Consider the following 14,264-nt stretch of genomic DNA (forward strand, 5'->3'; position numbering starts at 1 on the left):
GGTCCGAAGGCCCCGAGCAGCGCCGCTGTTTCGCGGGTTCAGCGCCGCAGCGCCTCCGCCGGCTGGATACGCGCCGCCCGCCACGCCGGATACAGGCCCGCCACCACGCCGGTCACCAGCCCGATGACGGGTGCCGAAGCCACCGTCGACGTGTGCAGCACCGGCGTCCAGTCCCGGGCGATGGCGACCCCGACGACGGTCAGGGTGCCGAGGCTCGTCCCGATCAGCCCGCCCAGCGCGCCCATCGCCCCGGACTCGGCGAGGAACTGCGCCGTGATGTGCCCGCCACGGGCCCCCAGGGCGCGGCGCAGCCCGATCTCGCCGGTGCGCTCAAGGACCGCCACCAGCGTCGTGTTGGCGATGCCCACGGCGCCGATGACCAGGCAGATCGCGGCCAGTAGCAGGAACAGTTGCTGCAGGTCGTCCGTCACGTTGCCGCGCAGGGTGCGCGGGTCGGGCGGCGGGACCGACTTGAAGTACTCGGGGTGGTCGGGGCGCAGGGCCGTCGCGGCGAGGTGGGCGACCTGGCGGGCCGCGCCCATCTTCGTGGAGATGAGCATCTTGGCCCCACCGGACTCCGGCTCGCCCCAGGTCTTCAGCGCGGTCGAGCGCGGGACGACGACCGAGAGCAGCAGGTCCGCCTTGCGCTCCACATCGTCGATGATGCCGACGACGGTGAACGGCTGGTCCCCGATGAACAGCGCGGGCCGGGTCTCCAGGGTGGTGATGCCGAGCCGTCTGGCCATCCCGGCGCCGATCACCACGACGGGCTGGGCGGTCTTCTCCGCGTACTCGTCGTAGATCCGCCCTTGGGCCATGTGCGGCACCGCCGCCTCGATGACCCCGGGCGACGCGGCGACGATGCCCGCCCGCTCGCCGTCCGCCGCGTCGCCGACGGGCGAGGAGCGGACGGTGGCGTCGGTGCCACGGGTGTCCACCGTCCAGTACACGCCCGCGTGTTCGACCCCGGAGAGCCGCTCGATCCGCGCGTCGGCGTCCTTGGGGAAGGCGAGGTGGACGAACTCGTTCTGCTCGATGCCCACGTCGTCGACGTTGACCTCTGTCGCGGTCAGCGCGTTGAACCGGGAGTCGATCTGCGAGGACGTCGTCGCCGTGAGGCCGAGGATCGCCACGAACGTGCCGACACCGAGGACGGTGCCGAGCGCGGTGAGGGCGGAGCGGGCCGGGCGCTGGAGCACACCGGCCAGGGACTCGCCGAGCAGATCGCGGGGGTTGAGCACGGAGGGCTCGACGGCGGGGTCACGGCGCCGGCGGCCCGGCCACCGCAGGGCGGGGCGCCGGCCGGTGCCGCGGCGGCCGCTCATACCGCCACCTGCTCGCGCAGGACACCGTCGCGGATGGCCACCGTACGGGCGCCGCGCGCCGCCACCGCCGGGTCGTGCGTGATGACGAGGACCGTCATCCCCGAGCGGTGCAGCTCTTCGAGGAGGACGAGGACCGACTCGGCGTTCTTGCTGTCGAGGTTGCCGGTCGGCTCGTCGCACAGCAGCAGGGAGGGCCGCGACACCAGGGCGCGGGCGATCGCCACCCGCTGGCGCTCACCGCCGGACAGCCGGGTCGGCGCCGCGTCCAGGCGGTGGCCGAGCCCGACCTGCTCCAGCGCCTCGCGGGCGCGGCCCGCGCGTTCACCGCGCGGGGTGTCGTTGTAGACCATGGCCAGCTGCACGTTCTCCCGGGCGCTGCGGTGCGGCAGCAGATGGAAGGACTGGAAGACGAATCCGATGCGGCGTCCGCGCAGCGCGGTGCGGTCGCCGTCGCGCAGCGCGCCGGTGTCGATGCCGTCGAGCAGGTACCGCCCCTCGGTCGGCGCGTCGAGCAGCCCCGCGATGTTCAGGAACGTCGACTTGCCGGACCCGGACGGGCCGACCACGGTCACGAACTCCCCTTGCTCGATACGCAGTTCACAGGGAAGCAGGGCGGGCACCGGCGGCGGACCCGGATAGGTCAGGGCGACCCGCTGGAACTCGATGACGGGCGGCCGCGCCGCTCCTTCGTCGACGCTCACCCGGCGTCCCCCGAGCCGGACCGGATACCGGTGACGACCTGGTCGCCCTCGCCGAGCGCCGCGCCGTCCACCGCCCTGACCTCCACATAACCGTCGCCGTTGGTGCCGGTGCGGACCGCGACCCTGCGCTGCTTGCCGCCGGACGTGACGACGGTGACGACCGTGCCGCCGTCCGACGCGGCGGAAACGGCGGAGACCGGCACGACGAGCGCCTCCCCCTCGGTGGACGCCGCCTCGACGGTGAGCCGTACGTCCTGGCCCACGGCGCCCGAGGCGAGCGGGGTGTCCGGCGCCACGACCATTCGGTAGCCCTGGGTCGCGGACTGCTGACCGGAGCCCGCCTCGCCGCCGCCACCCGCTGTCGATGCGGCGGAGCCGTCGTCGGACTGCTCGGCCGCTTCGGGGGTGTCCGCCACCGACCGCACCTCGGCCCGCGTCGTCTTACCCGTCTGCTCCTGCAGGATCTCCGCCTTCTGCCCCGTCCTGACCAGGCCCTTCTGGGCTTCCTGGAGATAGCCGTCCACCACGAGGCGTCCCGCGGAAAGCGTCATCACCTTGCCCGTGACCGCCGAGCCGAGGACCGCGGACACACTGTCCACCCGCGCAGGGAACCCCGACAGATACACCACCTCCGAGGCCGGGAGCATGGGTCCCGCCTCGGCCTGCGCCTTGCCCAGCCGGGTGCGGGCCCGCTGAAGGTCCTGGTCCGCGCGGTCCGCGGCCCGCCGGGTCTCCTGTGTCGCGTGCGCGGCACGGGCGTCCTCGGCGTCCTGCGCCGTCCGCTCCGCGGCGGTCACGGCGTCCTGCGCCTCCTGCACGGCGGTCGCGCCGTCGGTCTGCGCGGAGACCGGGTCGTAGCCGATGGAGGTGTAGAAGGCGGCCAGGGCGTGGCGGGTGCCGGAGCCGAACGTGCCGCGCGCGTCCGGGTTCGACGCATGACCCAACTGGGCGAGTGCGGACTGGAGTTGGGCCACGTCGTCACCGGTCGCCCCGGACTTCAGGTCCCGGTAGACCGGCACCTTCCCCTTGAGGGCGAACACCGGGCGCCCGGAGATCTCGGCGATCACCTGCCCGGCCACGACCTTGGAGCCGACCGGCTTGGGTGCCTTGGTGACGACGGAGCGGCTCGTGCCCGCGGTGCCCGCCGCCCCCGACACCGTGACGTCCACGGACTGCCCTGCCGCCACCGTGCCGCGCAGCACGACGGAGTCCTTCAGCACCCGCTTCTCCACGGGCGCGGTCAGCACCCCCTGGTGCGGGGCCTTGGCCTCGGCCGCGACCTGCGCGGGGGACCGCACCACCAGCGACGCGGCGACGCCCGCGCCGGTCAGCACCAGCGCGCCGCCCGCGACGAGGGCCACGACCCGGCGCCGACGCCCGAGCCCGGCGTCCCCGCCCGGGCTGTCGGCCGTCGGTACGTCGCCGCGCCGCCGCCGGCCGCGCCCAGCGCGCGGAGGACGGTCGACGGGCGCCGTGTCCTCGACCGGCAGGGTGTCCTCGCCCGGCATGTCGGCGGCGCCGCGGGCGCTGCGGGCCTCGGATTCGATCATCGTGTCTCTCCAGGCCGGTGGCGTCCGGCGCTCGTCGTCTGGTGGCCGTCAGGTCCCGGTGCGCACTTCACACGTCGTGGACGCCGCGAAGTGCCCGCCGCGTTACGCGACTTGGGCCGCCAGCTTCAACTGCTTGTCGAGCCGCTTCTTCACGTCGTTCAGCGCCTCGGCGTTCTGCTCGATCATCTGCTTCTGGTAGGCGACGTCGACGGAGTACCAGACGCCCAGCACGTTGTTCTTCTGCTTGCAGGCGACGTCGGCGGAGGCGACCTGCTGCTCACGAGGGGTGGCGGTGGTCGTCTTCTGCCACTGGGGGTCGTCGCCGGCCTTCATCGGGTCGGCGTAGGCGTACCCCTTCTGCTTCATGCAGGCCGACCACTTGGTGAACACCGCCCGGACCCGCTTGTCGTTGTACGACTTGGCCCAGCTGTCGGTGTTGACCTTCACCACGACGGGCGCGTCCCCGAAGCCCTGCGCGGAGGTGGCGCCCAGCTTGCGGTTGGCCTCCCCGATGCAGCCGCCGGCCGGGACCTTCTTGCCGTTGATGTCCTGACCGCCCTTGGCCTCGGTCGAACCCGGCTTGACGTTCGCGTCGTTGGTGCCGGTCAGGGCCGTGGTCGCGGCCGGAGGCAGTTTCACCGGGGCCGGCTTGACGACCTTCTTCTCCGAGCCCGCGGGCTTGTAACCGTGCACGGCCACGTCGTCGGCGTCCGTCATTCCGTACCGGAACTGCGTGATGCTCTTGGGCTGGAACATCTTCTGCGCCTTCTGGTCCGCGTAGGTGAACCCGAAGTTCTGCATGCAGTCCTGGCGGAGCGTCACGACCGCGTTGTTCAGCTGGTCGGTCTGGTCCTTCGTGTACATGTACGCCTCGATGGGCAGCGACTTGTCCGTCGTGGAGGCCAGCTTGGGCGCGGCGGAGGCGCTGGGTACGGAGGCGGTGTCGACGGAGCCACCCGAACCGGAGGAGGAGTCGCAGCCGGCCACGGCCAGCACAGTGGCGATGCCGCCGAAGGCGATCAGAGACAGGGGAAGAGGGCGCCTGCGCATGGTGATGCTCATCCTTCAGGTGACGTTGGTTCTCTCGGGTGGGGGAGGGCCACTGGCTAGACTGCGAAGCGGGGTGTGCTGCCCAGCTGCATTGGGCAGCACACCCCTTCTTTTCTTCGTTAGACGCCTTGCGAACCGCGAAGCGTTACAGACGCGGCGTTCCGATGAACTCGGGTCGGCCTAGTAGAACTTGCCCGACGCGTTCTCGTTCTTGAGCGTCGTGTTCAGGTTGGCCTGGCCGCCGGCGCCGATGGGCTGGGAAGCACCCGAGTAGTTGCTGTTGTAGTACATGCGGATGCCGTTGTAGAAGTCCCAGTTGTCCACCGAGGCGACGTTGTTCTTCACCGGGAGGCCGGCACCGGCGCTGCCGGAGGCGCTGGCGCTGAAGTAGTAGTTGGCGTAGTTGGAGATGTTGAAGTACTGCCGGTAGAAGGCACCGGAGTAGTTGCTGTTGTAGTAGAGGCACGCGTAACCGCTCGTGCAGCTCTCGGCGGCGTTCGCCGTACCGGCGGTGGACAGCGCGGTGCCGAGACCCGCGAGGGTGACGGCGCCGGCCAGGGCCAGCCTTCTGACACGCATGGACATGTCCTTTCGTGGGAACGGCGGTGTTCGGAATTTCAACTGCCGTTCGGATTACGGTCGTTGGCGCCACCCGGATTGGTCTCGCGATCACCCAGGCGGCGCCAGGCAGGAATGTAAGGGCCTGGTCATCGCCGGAACAACGGAGTTGATCTCGGTGGCTTGAACCAGCTCTTCCCGCCCTTCGCCGGCCCGCCGATCACGCACCGCTACCCCGTTCTTCACGCAGGGGTGGCGCGGCACGGCACGGAAACGCGCCGCCGGGGATCACGTGGCCAGCACGAAAGACGCACACGAAGGGCACATCTCTCCGGTGAGGGGTGGTGCCCGCCTCATGTGCGTCGCGACGGAGCGCGATCACCGGAAGGTACTGAAATAGACAGGAAAGTCGTGGTTTTCCGCTGAAGTGGAACTGTGTCCTCTCATTCGGATGTCCCCGTTCCATCCGCCACAATCGAGCGAAAACAGGCGCACCGCGGAACAGATGTTGGCCGATCTCTTCCCCTTGGGGAGGCATAGCGGCCCGGGGTCGCACACGTCATCACGGGTGACAGCGGGAACAGCCGGGGGATCCCGGGGGGAAGAGAAGGTGGCGATGGATGCCGTACGGGATGCGGGTGCGGAGAGGTTCAGGGAGTTCGTGGCGGGGCGGTCGTCCGCGTTGTTGAAGACCGCCGTGCTGCTCAGTGGTGGCGATCGGCACGCGGGCGAGGATCTGCTGCAGAGCGCGCTGATCAAGGTGGCCGGGAGATGGGACCGGATCGAGGACCCGGAGGCGTATGTGCGCCAGGTCCTCTACCGGCAGCAGATCAGCCGGTGGCGGCTGAAGTGGCCGAAGCGGGAGGTCAGTTACGGAAGTGTGCCGGACGGGGCCGCGGGGAGCGACGGGGCGGCCGAGGCCGAACTGCGCGTCGTCCTGCGGGCCGCGCTCGCCCGGCTCACCGCGCGGCAGCGCACCGTGCTCGTGCTCCGGTACTTCGAGGACCTGCCGGAGGGCGATGTCGCCCGGGTGCTCGGCATCTCCGTGGGCACCGTGCGTTCCACCACCCACCGGGCGCTCGCCAAGCTGCGCGGGCTCGCCCCCGAACTGGCACAGGACGGCGACGACCTGCCGCCGTCCTCCCGTGACTACGCCCCGGTGGAGGTGCGCCCGTGAACGTCGACGTCATGCTCAAGGAGGCGCTGCGCGAGCAGGCCGACAGCGTCGGGCCCGCGCCCGGCGACCTCGCCGACCGGGTCCTGGCGGCACGGCGCAGGCGCCGGACCGGTACGGCCGTGGGTGCGTTCGTGGCCGCGACCGCGGTGGTCGTCGCCGCGGTGGTGGTGCCGCGGATGGACGACGCGGAGGACGCCCCGCCCGCGGACGTGATCGGCTCCGCCGACGTCGTCGCGCACCCGGACCAGTCGCCGCCCAAGGACGCCATCGCGGCGGGGCGCACGGCGCTCGCCTCGTTCGTCACGTACAAGTCGGTCAAGTTCGCCGACGGGGACGGCCGGTTGACCCGCACGTACGGGGTGCTCGACCCGACGACCAAGACCTACCGGAAGACCACCGCGTGGTCCTGGCTGACCGTCGCCCCGGGGCTGCGTACCGCCGCCGTCCTGGAGAAGAAGCTGCCCGCGAAGCGGGTCGGCATCCTCGACCTGGCGACGAACAAGGTGACGCGCTGGATCCCGGTGCCGCAGGGGGCCGCCGGGGCCGCGTTCTCGGCGGACGGCGGCAAGCTCGTCGTCACGACGTACAAGACCGATCCGGACCATCTCTACAAGGACCGGCCGATGAACGACGGCAGCGGTCCGGACGAGCCGAGCGTCGGACATCCGTCCAGGACCGGGTTCTCGATCGTCGACCTGGACAGCGGGAAGGGGAAGTGGGCCGCGGCGCCGCAGAAGGGCGACGAGTTCGACCACAACGCCCGTGAGGACTTCCAGTTCTCGCCCGACGGCGACCTGGTGGTCACGACCTCGATCACGAACGGTGGCCCGCAGGCCTACGCCCTCGACGGCAAGCAGGTGCCGACGCCCGCGAAGCTGCGGCACTGGCTGATGTACTCCGAGTCGGGGCTCTCGCCGAACGGGAAGCTCGCCGGAGGGGACTTCGCGGGCAAGGGCGACAAGATCGCCGTCGCCGTGAACGACGCGCGGACCGGCAAGCTCGTCGACAGGCTGCCCGCGCAGCAGCTGCTCGCCTGGGCCGACGACAAGCGGCTCATCGCCTGGGGCTGCGACCCCAAGAAGTGCGGCGGCAAGGGCGAGTTCCACAACCAGCTGCTGTTGGTGACGGTCGGCAGCGACAAGGTCGTCCAGCTGAGCGACTTCCGCAAGGCGTCGGCCGACTATCCGGGGCGCTGGGAGCCCCAGTTCGCGACACGCTGAGCGACCTGCGCCATCAGGACGCGCTGAGCGCCCTGACCCTTCAGGACGCGCCGAGCAGCTTCTCGAGCGCCGCCCGCAGCCCGTCGGTCGCCTCCTGGCCGGCGGGCCGCAGCGGCGCGCGGACCGGGCCGCCGAGGAGGGCCTTCGCGGTGACCGCTCCCGGCAGGCCCGCGTTCATCATCAACTGGGTGAGGTGGATGGTGAGTTGTTGGCGGCGCGCGGCCTCCGCCGTGTCGCCCGCGTCGTACGCGTCGATGATGGCGCGGAAGGCGGCGGGCGCCACGTTCGCCACCGTCGATACGTAGCCCGCGCCGCCCAGTGCGTACAGCGCCAGGACGTATTCGTCGCAGCCCGTGTAGTACGCCAAGTCCGTTTCGGACATGACCCGTTGGGTGCCGAGAAGGTCGTACGCGCAATCCTTCACGGCGACGATCCGGGGGTGGCCCGCGAGCCGGACCATCGTGTCCGGCTCGATGCGGGTGCCGGTGCGGCCGGGGATGTCGTACAGCATCAGGGGGAGGCCCGTGGCGTCGGCGATCGAGCGGAAGTGCGCCTCGATCGCGTCCTGCGGCGGACGGCTGTAGTACGGGGTGACCACCAACAGGCCGTCGGCACCCGCTTGTTGGGCCTGATGGGCGAGATCGACGGTGTGGCGGGTGTCGGACGTGCCGATGCCGGCGACGACCTTCGCGCGGCCGTCGACCGCCTCGCGCACCGCCCGTACGAGGTCCGCCTTCTCCGCGTCCGTCGTGGTCGGCGACTCCCCGGTCGTGCCGGAGAGGACGAGGCCCTCGCAGCCCTCGGTGACCAGCTGGTCGGCCAACTTCTGGGCGGCGCCCAGGTCGAGCGTCCCCGTCCGTGTGAAGGGCGTGACCATGGCACACAGGGCGCGGTTGAAGGGGGAGGGATGTGGGGTTGCGTCCGTCATGAGGGGAGTGTCGGCCCGGGCGCGATGTAGCTCCACTTAATTCTGCTACGAGGTGGTGCCAAGCACTGCTGAAGAGTCGACGTGGAAGCGGAACGCCGGGGCTTGAATTCGACACCCGACATCCGTTTTGGCTGAGATGTGTGCTTCAGGTGGTACGGCAGGAACCCGATGAACTGCATGGAAGATGCTGGTCTGTTCGCGAGGTGCGTGTGGTGCGAGACGTGGTGATGGCGCTTGCCGCGCCCGCGGTGATGTGTGCGAGTGGGGTCTACGCGGCCTGCGCCGTGTGGTGGCGGCGCCGGCGCCCGGCGCCCGAGCCCTGGTCGCAGGCAGGGTTGAGACTCGCGGGGGAGCGGGTGGTGGCCGTGGCCGAGGCCGTGGTGGCCGACGAGCATGCCCTGCTCGTACAGGATGCCGAACGCGCTGGTGCCAAATCGGGTCGTATGCGCCACCATGAGAGGCCGGTGACCGGCAACCGGATCGCCGAAGGCCGTTCAGGGGAGGCACCATGAGGCTCGGCAAAGCACTCGCCACCGGAATCGCCGAAGAAGCGCCGCAGGAGACCGAGCGGCCCGAAGTGGACGACAAGGCTCAGGAGTTGGTGGCCGAAGCCGCCGTGCGCGAAGCCGTACCGGAGCCCGCCGAGGTCCCGGCCGCGCGATGAGGCTGCGGCTCCCTCAGGAGCGCCCGACGGAGCCGCCCACCGGTTATAAAATCGCCCACCCCGTGATCGACGCGGACGGTGGGAGCGCCGGATTTCTGGGTGTCTCGCTCGGCGCCGCCGCGCCCTACAAGGTGCTCGACGAGGCGCGCTGCGTGTACGGGCGGCGCCATCGCGCACCGCACCGGCGCTGCGACTGCGGATTCCACTGCGTACACGAACGCCGGGGCGCGCAAGGGATGTTGGTGCAGGCGGAGTACCGCAGAGCGGCGCTGCTCGAAGTCTCCGTCCTCGGGCCCTACATCCGGTTCGAGCGCGGTTTCCGCTACGGGCGCCAGCGGGTGTGCTCCGCCACCATCGGCCCGTGCCCGTGCGGCGCCGAGGCGGCGGTGCTCGCCGACGCCGGGTGGGGGCGTGCAGGGCGGCTGGTGCTGGAGGGCGCCTGCGCGGGGTGCGTGGGCGGGCGGCCGCGCTGGACCCTGGAGGCGTTCGCCCGGCTCGCGGGCGACGGGCTGCGGGTGCGCGCCGCACCGGGCGCGGGGCCGCAGGGGGTCGCTCCCGGGATGCCCGAACTGGCCGCGGAGGCGGCACTGCTCCAGGCTCGACTCGACTGGTTCCAGGGGCAGTTGGCTCGCCTGGGGCGGGCGATGGGAGGCGGTGGGTAGTCGCGCGGGGGCGGGGTCGGGCGACCTGTGGGACCGTGAGTTCATGCGACGAAGGCGGCGGTCATGAGCGGGTCCCGGGCCGGCGCGAAGCCGTTCGAGATCCCCCGCGAGTTCGAGGTCGACGTCGGCCCCCAGCAGCTGTGGGACGCCGTCACCATGGGGGCCGGCGGCTGGCTGTGGCCCATGGAGTACGTGCCCAAGGAGGGCGGCGAGGGCCCCTTCCGCTCCGTGCTGACCGTGTGGGACCCGCCGCGCCGGCTCACCGTCCGCACCGACGACCCGGCCGCCCTGCCTCCAGGTCAGCCGCTCAACCAGATCGACTGGGCCATCGAGCCGCGCGACGGCGGCAGCCGCTCCCGGGTCCACTACGTCCACAGCGGCGTCTTCACCGAGAACTGGGACGACCTCTACGACGGCGCCGACAAGCACACCGACTTCTACCTGCACACGCTGCGCCAGTACGTGACGCACTTCGCGGGCCGCCCGATCGCCTTCGCCACGGTCGACGGGCCCCGCAGCTCCGCGAACCGCGAGGCGCTCACCGCCGTCGGCCGCGCGCTCGACCTGCCCGCCGATGCGACGGAGGGCGCGCGGGTCCGCGTCCAGGGCCCGGAAGGACAGGCCCTGGACGCCGTGCTCGACTACCGCAACGCCTACTTCCTCGGGCTGCGCACCGAGGACGCCCTGTACCGCTTCTTCGGGCGCGGCCACTGGGGCGCCCCCGTCGGCGTCAGCGTGCACGACTTCGCGCCGGACGCGGACGCGGGGCGGAACGAGGTCGAGTGGGGCGACTGGCTGGCACAGATCTTCGCGTGACGGCCCGACCCACCTGGGCCGCCTGGGGCGCAGGCCCCGTACCCCTCAGGGGCGGAAGCGCAGCACCTGCGGGTCGTGGTCGCTGATCTGGTCGTGGAACTCGCTGTTGATGTGCACGCTGTCGTACGCGAACGCGTCCTTCGCCACGATCGACGGGCTGATCAGGATCTGGTCGAGGACCTGGCTGTTGCCCTGGTAGTCATACGTATAACGCTCGTGCTTCGGCAGGCTCTTGATCGCCGACCAGAGCGCGCCGCCGGCCTCCAGGCGCTGCGTCGTGCCGGAGAACTCGAAGTCGTTGATGTCGCCGAGCGTGATCACGTCCGCGTTGCGCTGCGCCTTCAGGATGTCCTTGGCGAAGGCGTTCACCGCCGTCGCCTGCGCGTGCCGCTGCGTCTCGGAGGAGCGCGCGGGCGGCTGGTACTGGGAGGTCAGGCCCTGATCGCCGCCCTTGGACGCGAAGTGGTTGGCGATCACGAAGACGGGCTTGCCGCGGAACGTGAACTCGCCGGCCAGCGGCTTGCGGCTGTTCGCCCACGCGGCGTCGCCCGGCGCCACGCGGCCGGGCGACGCGGTGAGTGCCGCCTTGCCGTTCTTGCTGGTCACGCCCACCGGCGTGGTGGCGTCGCCGCCGGGGCGGTCGGTGAAGGACACGCGGTCCGGGTTGAACAGGAAGGCCTGGCGGATGTTGCCGCCCGGCTCGCCGCCGTCCTTGTTGTTCTCCGGGTCGATCGACCGCCAGTCGTAGCGGGGCCCGCCCGCGGCGACGATCGCGTCGATCAGCTTGCCCATCGTCGCGTCGGCGGCGACCGTCCCGTCGTTCTTCGCGCCGTTGTTGTCCTGGATCTCCTCCAGGGACACGATGTCGGGCGAGCGGAGGTGGTCGACGATCGCGGCCGCGTGCGCGTCGAAGGTGGCGTCGGACGGGTCGAGGTTCTCCACGTTGTACGTCGCCACGGCCAGCTCGCCCGGCTTCTGCGCGCGGGTCGTCTCGCGCTGGGGTCCTGACTGCTTCAGGTTGCCCAACTCCCGTGCCACCAGCGTGTATCCGCCGTACTGGTTGAAGTCGAGCGGGCCCCCGGTGGCGCCGGTCAGGGTGTCGCCGACGTCGGCCACCGGGAAGTCGTCGATCGCCCCGAGCGACTGGATCTGAAGGCGTCCGCCGTTCTGGTCCTCGTACGAGGAGTAGCGGGTGCCACCGCGCTTCGTACGGTTCTCGTGCGGCTTCACCGTGACCCACAGCTCGCCGTACGCGTCGGACGCGGTGACGACCCGGGAGGAGCCGACGCGGACGTTCTGGCCCTCCAGGGACTCGTAGTAGTCGAGGGCGTACGCCCTGGGGCGCAGCGGCAGCTTGTCGATCGAGCCGTTCGCCGCCGGGTCGCCCTTCGGCGCGTACGCGTCCGGGACCGACTTGTCGCTGATCGTGGTGACCGGCACCGGGTTGCCCGACGAGTTCACGGTCACGGTCGGCTTCGTCAGCTCGGTGAGCGACTGGTTGCCGGAGGAGGCGCCGCCGGGCACGTACTCGGAGACCGTTCCGGAGACGGTGACGGCGTCTCCGGCCTTCACGGTGGGAGTGGAACTCGTGAAGACGAAGACACCCTCGCTGGTGGCCGGGTCGGCGTCGGGGCTTGTGTCCTGGAACCAGAAGCCGCGGGACGAGCCGTACGTTCTGACGCCCGTCACCACCCCCGTCACGCCTGTGACCTGCTGTCCGGCGAGCGGGGATATGCGGGTGGCGCCCTGGATGTCGTGGATGGCGACGTCGGCGGCCGCGGCCGGGTGGGCGGGGAGCGTGGCGAGGGTGCCGGACACCGCCGCGCAGGCGACGGTCAGCGCGGCGAGGCGCGAGCGGGAGAACGGGTGGGACGTCGAATGGGACAACGGATCCTCCGGGGACGTGCGGCCGGCGGGGTGCCGGGACGTGGTGGCGGAGCGGGGGCCGCGGGGCGGGGCGCGTCGTGGGCGCCGTACGCCCTCGTGTACTTCTACGCGCGTCAATTTCCGTCCTGCGCGCGCGAGTTGTCAAGGTTTCGCGGGTGTCGGGGACGTTAGGGGAAGTCGACCGGTCAGTGAACCCGGCAGCATGGGTGCAAATCCGTCTAGGCTGGGCGGTCGCAACGTAGGCCTCATGTACGTCCCCCTAGGAGAACCAGCCGATGTCAGACAGCTCCCCCCTGCCGCCGGTGCGGCTGCCCGCCGAAGCGGAGCTGGCGCGGGACGCCCTTGCCACCCCCCTCCTGTCCCGCGCGGTGAAGCTCGCCCGCTGGGCCGGCCCCGAGACCCGGGTCGGCGCGGGCGGAGAACTCGTCGAGGAGCAGCTGCCCGCCGCCGCGGCCGAGCTGGCGCTCACCGACGACGAGGACGGCGCCGCGTACGCGAGCGAGGCCTGGCGCATCGCCGTCGACACCGGCCTCGTGGAGATCGTCGACGAGGAGGAGGGCACCGTCACGGTCGGCGAGGAGCTCGGCACGCTCACCTCGGGCGGCCCCTCCGACGTGCTCACGCTGTGGCTGGGCGCGCTCGACACCGTGCTCGCCGACGCCAGTGTGCCCGACCTCGACGACCTGGTCGGAGCCATGGAGGAGGGCGGAGAGATCGACTTCTCGCAGCTCGACTGGGACCCCGAGGCGGAGTCCGAGTTCCTGGAGGGCGTGCTCGGCAATCTGTATCTGCTGACCGTCAGCGAGGGCGGCGCAGGCGAGGAGGCCGTGCCGCTGCCCGCGCTCGCCGCGTCGATGATCGTGCCCGACGACATGGGCGAGCCGACGGACGACGTCCTTGAGCAGGTCTCGGACGCGATGATGCGGCTCGACGACCAGTTCCGGCTGCTCGACCCGATCGGCCTCGTGGAGTTCCAGCCGGTCGACGAGGCGCTCATGGCGGACGCCGAGGAGCCGGTGGCCGAGCCGGTCGACGACGGTGACGTCTCCCGTTACGGGATGGTGCGGCTCACGCCTCTCGGCCTGTACGGGGTCCGGGCGCGGATGCTCGAAGCCGGTCTGGACGCCCCGGCCGTCGGCGACCTCGCCGACAAGGGCGCCGACGCGCTGCTCGACGGCACCGCCGCGTTTCCGCAGGCCGCGGCGCAGGTCGAGATCGAGGGGTGGCTCGCGCGGCGCGAACCGCTGGGCGCGGCGCGGGAGTTGCTGGGTGCGGCGCGTGGGGCCGACGAGTGGGGGCCGCTGCGGCGGCTGCGGTGTCAGCAGGCGCTGTCGCTGGTCGGCGCGGAGGCCGAGCCGGCGCTGCGGGAGGTCCTCGACGATGCGGAGCTGGGTGGGCTAGCCCGGGTGTGGCTGGCCGAGCACGGGTTCGCGGATGTGCCGGCGCCGTCGCAGGACCTGGTGTTCTGGCTGACCGTCGACACGATCGCTGCGCAGCTTTCGGTGGAAGGTAACTCGGACGAGCTGCAGGCGTTGGTGGAGGGGCTTGCGGCGCAGCACAGTGGGTTTTTCTCGGCGGCGTGGCGGGTTGAGCATCCCGCTACCGCGGATGTGTTGGAGGCGATGGGCCGGTTGCATCCCGACAAGAAGGTGGCCAAGGAAGCGCGTAAGGCGGCGTTCAAGGCTCGGTCCGCCAACGGAAGTTGAGGGGGCGTCACCCCGGGCCC

At 71.3% G+C, this 14,264-nt stretch carries 14 protein-coding genes; 7 read left to right on the plus strand and 7 right to left on the minus strand.

The window, feature by feature from the left end; translation table 11 throughout:
- Positions 1-38 precede the first annotated feature (38 nt).
- The 5 genes from OG746_RS31650 to OG746_RS31670 all read right to left on the minus strand — a co-directional run bounded on the left by OG746_RS31650 (position 39) and on the right by OG746_RS31670 (position 5,205).
- The gene (locus OG746_RS31650; RefSeq protein WP_266720922.1) at positions 39-1,325 is read right to left on the minus strand and encodes an ABC transporter permease; all 1,287 of its coding nucleotides are present in this window, start codon (positions 1,323-1,325) and stop codon (positions 39-41) included.
- Positions 1,322-2,026, minus strand: a complete 705-nt coding sequence (locus tag OG746_RS31655; RefSeq protein WP_266720924.1) for an ABC transporter ATP-binding protein — start codon at positions 2,024-2,026, stop codon at positions 1,322-1,324. The genes OG746_RS31650 and OG746_RS31655 overlap by 4 nt, the downstream gene beginning before the upstream one ends.
- Entirely contained in the window at positions 2,023-3,576 is a 1,554-nt protein-coding gene (locus tag OG746_RS31660) for a peptidoglycan-binding protein (RefSeq protein ID WP_266720926.1), read from the minus strand. Before OG746_RS31660 ends, OG746_RS31655 begins: the two co-directional genes overlap by 4 nt.
- A 102-nt stretch (positions 3,577-3,678) precedes the next feature.
- The gene (locus OG746_RS31665; protein ID WP_266720928.1) at positions 3,679-4,626 is read right to left on the minus strand and encodes a hypothetical protein; all 948 of its coding nucleotides are present in this window, start codon (positions 4,624-4,626) and stop codon (positions 3,679-3,681) included.
- Between the two features lie 180 nt (positions 4,627-4,806).
- Positions 4,807-5,205, minus strand: a complete 399-nt coding sequence (locus OG746_RS31670; protein ID WP_266720930.1) for a peptidase inhibitor family I36 protein — start codon at positions 5,203-5,205, stop codon at positions 4,807-4,809.
- A gap of 595 nt (positions 5,206-5,800) precedes the next feature.
- Between OG746_RS31670 and OG746_RS31675 the strand changes: the two genes are divergently transcribed.
- On the plus strand, positions 5,801-6,361 hold the full coding sequence (locus OG746_RS31675) for a SigE family RNA polymerase sigma factor (protein WP_266720932.1): 561 nt from the start codon (positions 5,801-5,803) through the stop codon (positions 6,359-6,361).
- Entirely contained in the window at positions 6,358-7,581 is a 1,224-nt protein-coding gene (locus OG746_RS31680; RefSeq protein WP_266720934.1) for a WD40 repeat domain-containing protein, read from the plus strand. The genes OG746_RS31675 and OG746_RS31680 overlap by 4 nt, the downstream gene beginning before the upstream one ends.
- Before the next feature lie 40 nt (positions 7,582-7,621).
- On the opposite strand, the gene dapA is transcribed toward OG746_RS31680, so the two are convergent.
- Entirely contained in the window at positions 7,622-8,509 is an 888-nt protein-coding gene (dapA, locus tag OG746_RS31685; RefSeq protein WP_266720936.1) for a 4-hydroxy-tetrahydrodipicolinate synthase, read from the minus strand.
- Positions 8,510-8,649: 140 nt separating this feature from the next.
- Between dapA and OG746_RS31690 the strand changes: the two genes are divergently transcribed.
- The 4 genes from OG746_RS31690 to OG746_RS31705 all read left to right on the plus strand — a co-directional run bounded on the left by OG746_RS31690 (position 8,650) and on the right by OG746_RS31705 (position 10,651).
- Positions 8,650-9,021 carry a hypothetical protein gene (locus OG746_RS31690; RefSeq protein ID WP_266720938.1) on the plus strand — a complete coding sequence of 124 codons (372 nt, stop codon included), beginning with the start codon at positions 8,650-8,652 and terminating at the stop codon, positions 9,019-9,021.
- Entirely contained in the window at positions 9,018-9,173 is a 156-nt protein-coding gene (locus OG746_RS31695; RefSeq protein ID WP_266720939.1) for a hypothetical protein, read from the plus strand. Before OG746_RS31690 ends, OG746_RS31695 begins: the two co-directional genes overlap by 4 nt.
- The gene (locus tag OG746_RS31700; RefSeq protein WP_266720941.1) at positions 9,170-9,835 is read left to right on the plus strand and encodes a hypothetical protein; all 666 of its coding nucleotides are present in this window, start codon (positions 9,170-9,172) and stop codon (positions 9,833-9,835) included. Before OG746_RS31695 ends, OG746_RS31700 begins: the two co-directional genes overlap by 4 nt.
- A gap of 63 nt (positions 9,836-9,898) precedes the next feature.
- Positions 9,899-10,651, plus strand: a complete 753-nt coding sequence (locus tag OG746_RS31705) for an SRPBCC family protein (protein ID WP_266720943.1) — start codon at positions 9,899-9,901, stop codon at positions 10,649-10,651.
- A 45-nt stretch (positions 10,652-10,696) separates the two neighbouring features.
- Here the strand turns inward: OG746_RS31705 and OG746_RS31710 are convergent, their stop codons facing one another.
- Positions 10,697-12,538 (minus strand): DUF8508 domain-containing protein, encoded by a 1,842-nt coding sequence (locus tag OG746_RS31710; protein WP_266720945.1) that lies wholly within the window; start codon positions 12,536-12,538, stop codon positions 10,697-10,699.
- A 275-nt stretch (positions 12,539-12,813) separates the two neighbouring features.
- Here OG746_RS31710 and OG746_RS31715 point away from each other — a divergent pair, with 275 nt between their 5' ends.
- On the plus strand, positions 12,814-14,244 hold the full coding sequence (locus OG746_RS31715) for a hypothetical protein (protein WP_266720946.1): 1,431 nt from the start codon (positions 12,814-12,816) through the stop codon (positions 14,242-14,244).
- Positions 14,245-14,264: the final 20 nt, after the last annotated feature.

The sequence above is a fragment of the Streptomyces sp. NBC_01016 genome, assembly GCF_026341035.1.
Classification (GTDB): domain Bacteria; phylum Actinomycetota; class Actinomycetes; order Streptomycetales; family Streptomycetaceae; genus Streptomyces.

Coding starts and splice junctions, on each gene's coding strand:
- OG746_RS31665 (WP_266720928.1), bottom strand. CDS start 4,626: ATGCGCAGGCGCCCTCTTCCCCTGTCTCTGATCGCCTTCGGCGGCATC.
- OG746_RS31660 (WP_266720926.1), bottom strand. CDS start 3,576: ATGATCGAATCCGAGGCCCGCAGCGCCCGCGGCGCCGCCGACATGCCG.
- OG746_RS31715 (WP_266720946.1), top strand. CDS start 12,814: ATGTCAGACAGCTCCCCCCTGCCGCCGGTGCGGCTGCCCGCCGAAGCG.
- OG746_RS31650 (WP_266720922.1), bottom strand. CDS start 1,325: ATGAGCGGCCGCCGCGGCACCGGCCGGCGCCCCGCCCTGCGGTGGCCG.
- OG746_RS31695 (WP_266720939.1), top strand. CDS start 9,018: ATGAGGCTCGGCAAAGCACTCGCCACCGGAATCGCCGAAGAAGCGCCG.
- OG746_RS31705 (WP_266720943.1), top strand. CDS start 9,899: ATGAGCGGGTCCCGGGCCGGCGCGAAGCCGTTCGAGATCCCCCGCGAG.
- OG746_RS31675 (WP_266720932.1), top strand. CDS start 5,801: ATGGATGCCGTACGGGATGCGGGTGCGGAGAGGTTCAGGGAGTTCGTG.
- OG746_RS31700 (WP_266720941.1), top strand. CDS start 9,170: ATGAGGCTGCGGCTCCCTCAGGAGCGCCCGACGGAGCCGCCCACCGGT.
- dapA (WP_266720936.1), bottom strand. CDS start 8,509: ATGACGGACGCAACCCCACATCCCTCCCCCTTCAACCGCGCCCTGTGT.
- OG746_RS31670 (WP_266720930.1), bottom strand. CDS start 5,205: ATGCGTGTCAGAAGGCTGGCCCTGGCCGGCGCCGTCACCCTCGCGGGT.